Origin of the sequence: Saccharopolyspora sp. 6V, assembly GCF_020176785.1 — a bacterium.
GTDB lineage: Bacteria > Actinomycetota > Actinomycetes > Mycobacteriales > Pseudonocardiaceae > Saccharopolyspora_C > Saccharopolyspora_C gregorii.
Genome location: NZ_JAIUKB010000087.1, coordinates 24,918 through 31,339, shown reverse-complemented (window position 1 = coordinate 31,339; position 6,422 = coordinate 24,918). Strand labels below are relative to the sequence as shown.

The following is a 6,422-nucleotide window of genomic DNA, read 5'->3' as shown; positions in this document are numbered from 1 at the left end:
TTGGGGGTGCCCGCCCCCGGCGCGCCCGGGGGGGGGGGGGGGGGGGGGGGGGGGGGGGGGGGGGGGGGGGGGGGGGGGGGGGGGGGGGGCGCGCCCGCGCCCCCCCCCCCCGACCGCGCGCGGGTAGGGGATCTTCTCGCCGTGGAAGGCGTCGTCGTCCTCGGCGACGAGCAACGCGCCGTCGGCGCAGCCGAACACGACGCCGCGCCGGGTCAGCGCGGTGCCCTCCGGTTCGGGGCAGGGCGGTTCCACGGTGGCGGTCGGCTTCCCGGACCGGTCGAGCACCCGCACGGTGCCGTCGGCGCCGGCGGCGATCAGGTGGGCCTCGTAGGGCACGGCGGCGGTTCCGGGCGCGACGGGGACCTCGCCGGTGGGGCGGGCGGTGCCGGCGTCGAGCGCCGTCCGGTCCAGCAGCACCGCCGCGCCGTCCCGGGTGGACACCGCGGAGACCTTCGGATCGCCGTGCGCCGCGACGGCCGCTCCGGCGAGGTCGCCGGCGTCGCGGATCTCGGCCCGGTAGTAGTGCACGTGGTCGCCGTGGTCGACCATCCAGGACCCGCTGTCGACGACGTGCGTGCCGCGGTCGCCGCTGAGGTAGGCGTGCCGCCCGTCGGTGCTGATCGCCCGGATTCCGGGCACCGGCGCGAGTTCCACGACCTCCTCGGTGAGCAGGTCGAGCACGCGCACCCCGCCGGTGGTGGCGTCGGCGACGACGAGCCGCGACTGCGCTTCGGCGGATTCCTCGGCGCCCGCCACGTATCCGTGCGGCGCGGGCGGTGGTGGTTCGGCCGGTGCCCCGCAGGCGGTGGTCGCCAGCGCGAGCGCCGCGACGAGGACGGTCGGTGTCGGTTTCACAGGGCGGGCTCCGTTCGGTGCGGTCGATCCCGCACCCGGTCGCGCAGTTCGGCGCCGAGCGCGGACAGGAAGAAGAGGGCGACGGCGGTGGCCGCGATGGTCGCGCCGGCGGCGGTGCCCCAGTGCCAGGACGCCAGCAGCCCGAGCGCGGTGGAGAGCATCCCGAGCGCGGCGGCCACCGCCATCACCACCGGAATCCGCTTCGCCCACAGCACGGCCGCCGCGGGCGGCGCGATGAGCAGCCCGAACACCAGCAGCGTGCCGACGACGCGGAAGGAGGCGACGATCGCCAGCGTCACCAGGCCCAGCAGCAGCGCGTGCGCGAGGCCGGGACGCAGGCCGAGGGTGCGGGCCTTGCGCGGGTCGAAGGCGAGCGCGACGAAGGCGCGGTGCCCGGCCAGCGAGATCAGCGCGGCCAGCGCGAGCGCGATGCCGAGCTGCCCGAGTTCGGGCGGCGTCACGGCGAGCACGTCGCCGAACAGGAATCCGGTGAGGTCCACGGCGAACGACTGCGAGTGCGACACGATGATGACCCCGGCGGCGAGCATGCCCACGAACAGCAGCCCGATCCCGGTGTCCGCGGACAGCCGCCGCGACCGCCCCAGCACCGTCACGCCGAAGGCCATCACCCCGGCGCTCAGCGCGGCGCCGAGCAGCAGGTCACCGCCGAGCAGCGCCGCGAGCGCCACCCCCGGCAGCATCCCGTGCGACATGGCGTCCCCCAGGAAGGCCATGCCGCGCAGCACGACCCAGGTGCCGGCGAGCGCGCAGATCAGCGAGACCAGCACCCCGGCCCACAGCGCGCGCTGCACGAAGGACACCTCAAAAGGGATGAACAACCAATCCATGACGGATCACCCTATATTGAAAACGATTGTCGTTGTAGACTGTCTCCCGTGAGAGCGATCACCGACGAAGACCACCCCGCGGCGGTGCTGCACGAGGTGTCCGCGGGATACCGCCGGAACCCGGTGCTGCACCGGGTCACCGCCGCGTTCCCCATCGGCGCCCGCACGGCGGTGGTCGGCCCCAACGGTTCCGGGAAGTCCACGCTGCTCGGCGTGCTCGCCGGCGTGCTGCCGGTGACCTCGGGTTCGGTGCGGCGCCGGGGGGAGGTGGCGCTGGTGGTGCAGCGCAGCGCGGTGTCGGACGCGCTGCCGATGACGGTGCGCGCCACCGTGGAGATGGGGCGGTGGGCGCGGACCGGGCCGTGGCGGCGGTTGTCGCGGCAGGACCGCCGCATCGTCGCCGACTGCCTGGAACGGCTGGACGTGGGCGAGCTGGCGGACCGCCCGCTCGGCGCGCTCTCCGGCGGTCAGCGGCAGCGGGTGCTGGTCGCGCAGGGCCTCGCGCAGCAGGCCGAACTGCTGCTGCTCGACGAACCGGCGGCGGGGCTCGACGTCACCGCGCAGCGGCGGATCACCGAGGTGCTGGACGAGGAGAAGTCCCGCGGCACCACCGTCGTCCACGTGACCCACGACCTCGCCGAGGCGCGGGACGCCGACCACGCGCTGCTGCTCCGCGACGGGCGCCTGCACGCCGCGGGCCCGCCCGGCCGGGTCCTCGCGCCGGATTCCCTTCGTGAGCTGTGGGAGAACTCGCTGGTGTGACGGCAAACCCGCCGATCGTCCACTGCGGACTGATCAGGCGGCGTCGTCGGTGCCGCCAGGCCGGAAGGTGCCGCGGTAAGTGCTGGGGGAGATGCCCAGCCGGGCCCGCAGGTGCTGGCGCAGCGAGGCGGCGGTGCCGAACCCGGCGTCGGCGGCGATCTGGTCGACCGGCAGTTCGGTCTCCTCCAGCAGCTGCCGGGCGCGTTCGACGCGCTGCCCGGTCAGCCACTGCACCGGGGACAGCCCGGTCTCGTCGCGGAACCGGCGGGTGAAGGTGCGCACGCTCATCGATTCGAGCTCGGCGAGTTCGCGCAGCGGCAGCGCGCGGTGCAGGTTCTCCAGCGCGAGCGCGCGGGCGCGCGCGGTGGACGAGCTGCGCGGGTCGGGCACGGCGCGGCGGATGAACTGGGCCTGCCCGCCGTCGCGGTGCGCGGGCACCACCGCCAGCCGCGCGACGTCGTTGGCGACCGCCGTGCCGTGGGCCTCCCGGATCAGGTGCAGGCACAGGTCGATCCCGGAGGTCTCGCCCGCGGAGGTCAGCACCGGCCCTTCGTCCACGTACAGCACCGCCGGGTCCAGTTCGACCCGCGGGAACGCGCGGCGGAACCGGTCGGCCGCGTTCCAGTGCGTGGTGGCCCGCCGCCCGTCGAGCAGTCCGGCCGCGGCGAGCACGAACGCCCCGCTGCAGATCGACGCGATCCGCGCGCGCGCCGGAACCCGGGCGAGCGCGTCCCGCACGTCGTCGGGGAGCGCGAAATCCGCCACGTAGTCCGCATCGGAGGCGGGCACGAACACGAGGTCGGCGTCCGCGAGGACCTCCGGCCCGTGCGGGACGGTGATCTCGAAGTCCCCGGTGGTGCGCACCTGCCCGGGAACCGGCGCGCAGGTCAGCACCTCGTAGTGGGGTTCACCGCCGGGGCCGGTCGCCAGCGCGAACAGCTGGTGCACGATCCCCAGCTCCATCGGTTGCAACCCCGGCCGCACCAGCACCACGACCTTCGTCCGCGTCATGGCCCGATTCTTCCACATGTTGTCCATCCGGCCACTGGTCGCGGGGGTGGGCCGAACCGACGATGGAAGTCGCACGATCCCCTCGGAGAGGAGTCGCCATGTCGTCGGTCGCCGTCTGGGCCGTCCTGCTCGTCGAATTCGCGGTGGTCTTCGGACTCGCGATCGCCCTGGTCCGCTGGAGCCGGGGGAGGAGCGCCGGCCGGAGCGGGGAAGCGGAGCGCGGGGCGAGCGCCGCCCGCGCGGAGTGCCGGTGAACCCGGGGACCGGCCGGGCGGCGCGCGCCCGGCCGGGTGGGGCTCAGGCCTCCGGGTCGAACTGGATGTCGTCGGGCTTGGCCTTCGCGAGGTTGCCCGCGAAGGCGTCGTCCTTGATGCCGAGGCTGGCGCTGCCGAAGTCGGCGGAGGTCAGCGCGTCGCGGATGCCCTCCGGGTAGTTCTCCCAGCTCACCAGGTCCGGGTACTGCCAGGTGCCGTAGTGGTTCTCCGGCTCCTCGTCCTTGCCCGCGAGGCGGAAGCAGTACGTGCTCGGCCCGTCCTTGTGGTAGATGATCTTCGCGTGGGTGTCCTCGAAGCCCACCTCCTCGGCCGGGTAGGTGGAGAAGTCGCCGTGCGCGGAGGTGGAGACGTACTTCGCCTGGTCGTCGTTCACCCAGATCACCACGTGCTCGATGTCGTGGCGGTGCCCGAACGCGTCGTGCACCCCGCCGAGCGCCTGGTCCTTCTCGAAGTAGAGGTCGTACATGTACGCGCACCAGTCGCCGTCGCACTTCGAGCGCGAGTAGGAATTGGTGTTGTCCAAGTCCGACTGGTCGTGGCAATTCCCGTTCAGCGCACCGGACGGTTCCAATCCGGGAGCGAGGGTGCCGTCCGGCCCGATGGCCGGAGTGGGATAGCAGCCGTCACCGTCGTAATCGAAAGCGGGCTGCCACTTCGCGTCCGCCTCGGCCGCGCTGCCGGGCAGCGCCTGCGGCGGATCGGCCAGCGCCACCGCAGGTGGCAGGCCCACGAACAGCACCGCGGTGCCGACCAGGGCGCGGAACGCGAACGAGGACTTCCCGAGCCGCCGGGTGCCGCGCCTTCTGCCGGTTTCCAGTGTTCCCATCGCAGCACAACCTTCCGATCGCCGTGTGACCGGCATGATCATAAGGTTCCGGGTGGACGATTCCCAGAGGATGATCCGGTGCTTTCGAACAGGTTCACGGCCGGTTCACCCGGGGCGTTGGCGAGAACACGACAACCGTTCTCCGGAATGGTGTGGGACCCGTAGCATCCGCCGAATTCCTTTTCCGGTGAGGCCGGGCGGGACCGGTCGGCGCCCGTTCCCTGGGACCACCGGACCCACCCTGCGCGGCCCCGGAGCGGGCAGAATCGCAGCTATGAACGGTTCCCACTCCCGCGAGCTGGCCGACTTCCTGCGCACCCGGCGCGCCCGGCTGCGCCCGCAGGACGTCGGCCTGGAACCGGGGCCGCGGCGCAAGGTGGCCGGGCTGCGGCGCGAGGAGCTGGCGCTGCTGGCCGGGGTCAGCACCGATTACTACCAGCGGATGGAACAGGGCCGGGACGTGCGTCCCTCCGAGGAGGTGCTGGACGCGCTGGCCCGCGCGCTGGAACTGGACGAGGACGAGACCCGGCACCTGCACGCGTTGGCCCGCGCCGCCCGCCGCCCGGAACCGGTGCGCCGGCGCACCCCGGAGCGGGTGCCCGCGAGCACGCGGCGGCTGCTGCACACCATCGGCGGCCCCGCGCTGGTGCTGGGCAGGCACCTGGACGTGCTGGCCTGGAACGCGCTCGCCGGTTCGCTGTTCGGCGGCCTCGACCAGCAGCCGCCGCACGAGCGCAACGTGCTGCGCGCGCTGTTCCACCACCCGGACGCCCGCGAGGTGTGCCCGGACTGGGCGTCGAGCGCGTTGGAGTACATCGGGATGCTGCGCGCCTCCGTGGCCGCCGACCCGGACCACCCGCGGGCGAAGGAGCTGGTCGGCGAGCTCAGCGTGCGCAGCGAGGAGTTCCGCCGGTTCTGGGCGCGCCACGACGTGCGGGAACGCACCCGCGGGCGCAAGCACTTCGCGCACCCGCTGGTCGGTGAGCTCGACCTCGACTGGGACGCCTACCCGTTGCCGGGCGGGCCGGGGCCGGTGCTGATCGCCTACACGGCCGAGCCGGGCAGCCGATCCGCGGAGCGGTTGGAGCTGCTGCGCGGCCTGCTCGCCGACCCGGCCCGGGAGCCCGCGGTCAGCCCCGAGCCGCGGCCAGGAACTCGTCGATGACGGCGAAGGTCGCGGCCGGTGCCTGGACCTGCGGCAGGTGCCCGGCGCCGGTGATGACCGCGAATCGGGCGTCCGGGAAGGCGGCCGCGTACTCCCGGCCGTAGCCGGTGCCGATCACCTGGTCGTCCTCGCCCCACACCACCAGCGCGCGGGACCGCACCTGCGCGAGGTCGCCCAGCAGCGCGGGGTCCGCCATCGCGGTGCCGCCGTAGGCGCGGATCGCCTCGATGGCGGCGGGCGGCGGGCCGGGCCGCCCGGGCGGCGGGGCGGGCAGCGAGATCTCGTGGCCGGTGATCTCGGGACCGATGGCGTCCAGCAGCACCAGGTCGCCGAGCAGCCCACCGCGGTCGCGCACCGCCATCGCGGCGGCCACCCAGCCGCCGAAGGAGCTGCCCAGCACCAGCACGTCCCGCAGCTCGCGCTCGTCGAGCAGTCCCAGGTAGGCCTGCGCCAGGTCGGCGACCGAGCCGAGCCGGTCCGGTCGGGTGGTGCCCTCCCAGCCCGGGTGCACGGGGACCAGGACGCGGTGGCCGGGCGCGAAGTGCTCGACGATCGGGGCGACGGTGGCCGGTCCGCCGCCGCCGTGCAGCACCAGCACGGGGCGGCCGGAGCCGCCCGCCTCGTCGACGGTCAGCTCGACGTCGGGTCCGATGTGGAGGGTGGTTCGAGCGGTCATGGTG

Annotated in this window: 7 protein-coding genes and 1 pseudogene; 3 read left to right on the top strand and 5 right to left on the bottom strand. The window is 74.2% G+C overall.

From position 1 onward, the window contains the following. Together LCD35_RS17770 and aztB are read right to left on the bottom strand one after the other, a co-directional pair. Nucleotides 1–855 (bottom strand): annotated as a pseudogene (locus LCD35_RS17770) (hypothetical protein); the annotation flags it as partial. Then, nucleotides 852–1,703: a zinc ABC transporter permease AztB gene (gene aztB / locus LCD35_RS17765; RefSeq protein WP_224962606.1), complete on the bottom strand. Its 852-nt coding sequence runs from the start codon at nt 1,701–1,703 to the stop codon at nt 852–854. The gene aztB and the pseudogene LCD35_RS17770, both read right to left, overlap by 4 nt. 48 nt (nt 1,704–1,751) lie before the next feature. Between aztB and aztA the strand changes: the two genes are divergently transcribed. After that, nucleotides 1,752–2,465, top strand: coding sequence for a zinc ABC transporter ATP-binding protein AztA (gene aztA, locus LCD35_RS17760; RefSeq protein WP_224977592.1), 714 nt, complete (start codon nt 1,752–1,754; stop codon nt 2,463–2,465). 33 nt (nt 2,466–2,498) lie between these two features. Here the strand turns inward: aztA and LCD35_RS17755 are convergent, their stop codons facing one another. Further along, nucleotides 2,499–3,476 carry a GlxA family transcriptional regulator gene (locus LCD35_RS17755; RefSeq protein ID WP_374108101.1) on the bottom strand — a complete coding sequence of 326 codons (978 nt, stop codon included), beginning with the start codon at nt 3,474–3,476 and terminating at the stop codon, nt 2,499–2,501. Between the two features lie 98 nt (nt 3,477–3,574). On the opposite strand from LCD35_RS17755, the gene LCD35_RS17750 reads away from it, so the two are divergent. Further along, nucleotides 3,575–3,730, top strand: coding sequence for a hypothetical protein (locus LCD35_RS17750; protein ID WP_224962612.1), 156 nt, complete (start codon nt 3,575–3,577; stop codon nt 3,728–3,730). A gap of 43 nt (nt 3,731–3,773) precedes the next feature. Here LCD35_RS17750 and LCD35_RS17745 read toward each other — a convergent pair whose 3' ends face one another. After that, a complete protein-coding gene (locus tag LCD35_RS17745; RefSeq protein WP_225044487.1) occupies nt 3,774–4,577 on the bottom strand; it encodes an NPP1 family protein in 804 nt (267 codons plus the stop codon). Nucleotides 4,578–4,851: 274 nt separating this feature from the next. Here LCD35_RS17745 and LCD35_RS17740 point away from each other — a divergent pair, with 274 nt between their 5' ends. Then, entirely contained in the window at nt 4,852–5,742 is an 891-nt protein-coding gene (locus tag LCD35_RS17740) for a helix-turn-helix transcriptional regulator (RefSeq protein ID WP_224962616.1), read from the top strand. Here LCD35_RS17740 and LCD35_RS17735 read toward each other — a convergent pair. Continuing rightward, the gene (locus LCD35_RS17735) at nt 5,708–6,418 is read right to left on the bottom strand and encodes an alpha/beta fold hydrolase (RefSeq protein WP_225044486.1); all 711 of its coding nucleotides are present in this window, start codon (nt 6,416–6,418) and stop codon (nt 5,708–5,710) included. The two genes, LCD35_RS17740 and LCD35_RS17735, sit on opposite strands and share 35 nt — an antisense overlap. Nucleotides 6,419–6,422 lie beyond the last annotated feature (4 nt).

Coding starts and splice junctions, on each gene's coding strand:
- LCD35_RS17740 (WP_224962616.1), top strand. CDS start 4,852: ATGAACGGTTCCCACTCCCGCGAGCTGGCCGACTTCCTGCGCACCCGG.
- LCD35_RS17735 (WP_225044486.1), bottom strand. CDS start 6,418: ATGACCGCTCGAACCACCCTCCACATCGGACCCGACGTCGAGCTGACC.
- LCD35_RS17745 (WP_225044487.1), bottom strand. CDS start 4,577: ATGGGAACACTGGAAACCGGCAGAAGGCGCGGCACCCGGCGGCTCGGG.
- LCD35_RS17750 (WP_224962612.1), top strand. CDS start 3,575: ATGTCGTCGGTCGCCGTCTGGGCCGTCCTGCTCGTCGAATTCGCGGTG.
- LCD35_RS17755 (WP_374108101.1), bottom strand. CDS start 3,476: ATGACGCGGACGAAGGTCGTGGTGCTGGTGCGGCCGGGGTTGCAACCG.
- aztB (WP_224962606.1), bottom strand. CDS start 1,703: ATGGATTGGTTGTTCATCCCTTTTGAGGTGTCCTTCGTGCAGCGCGCG.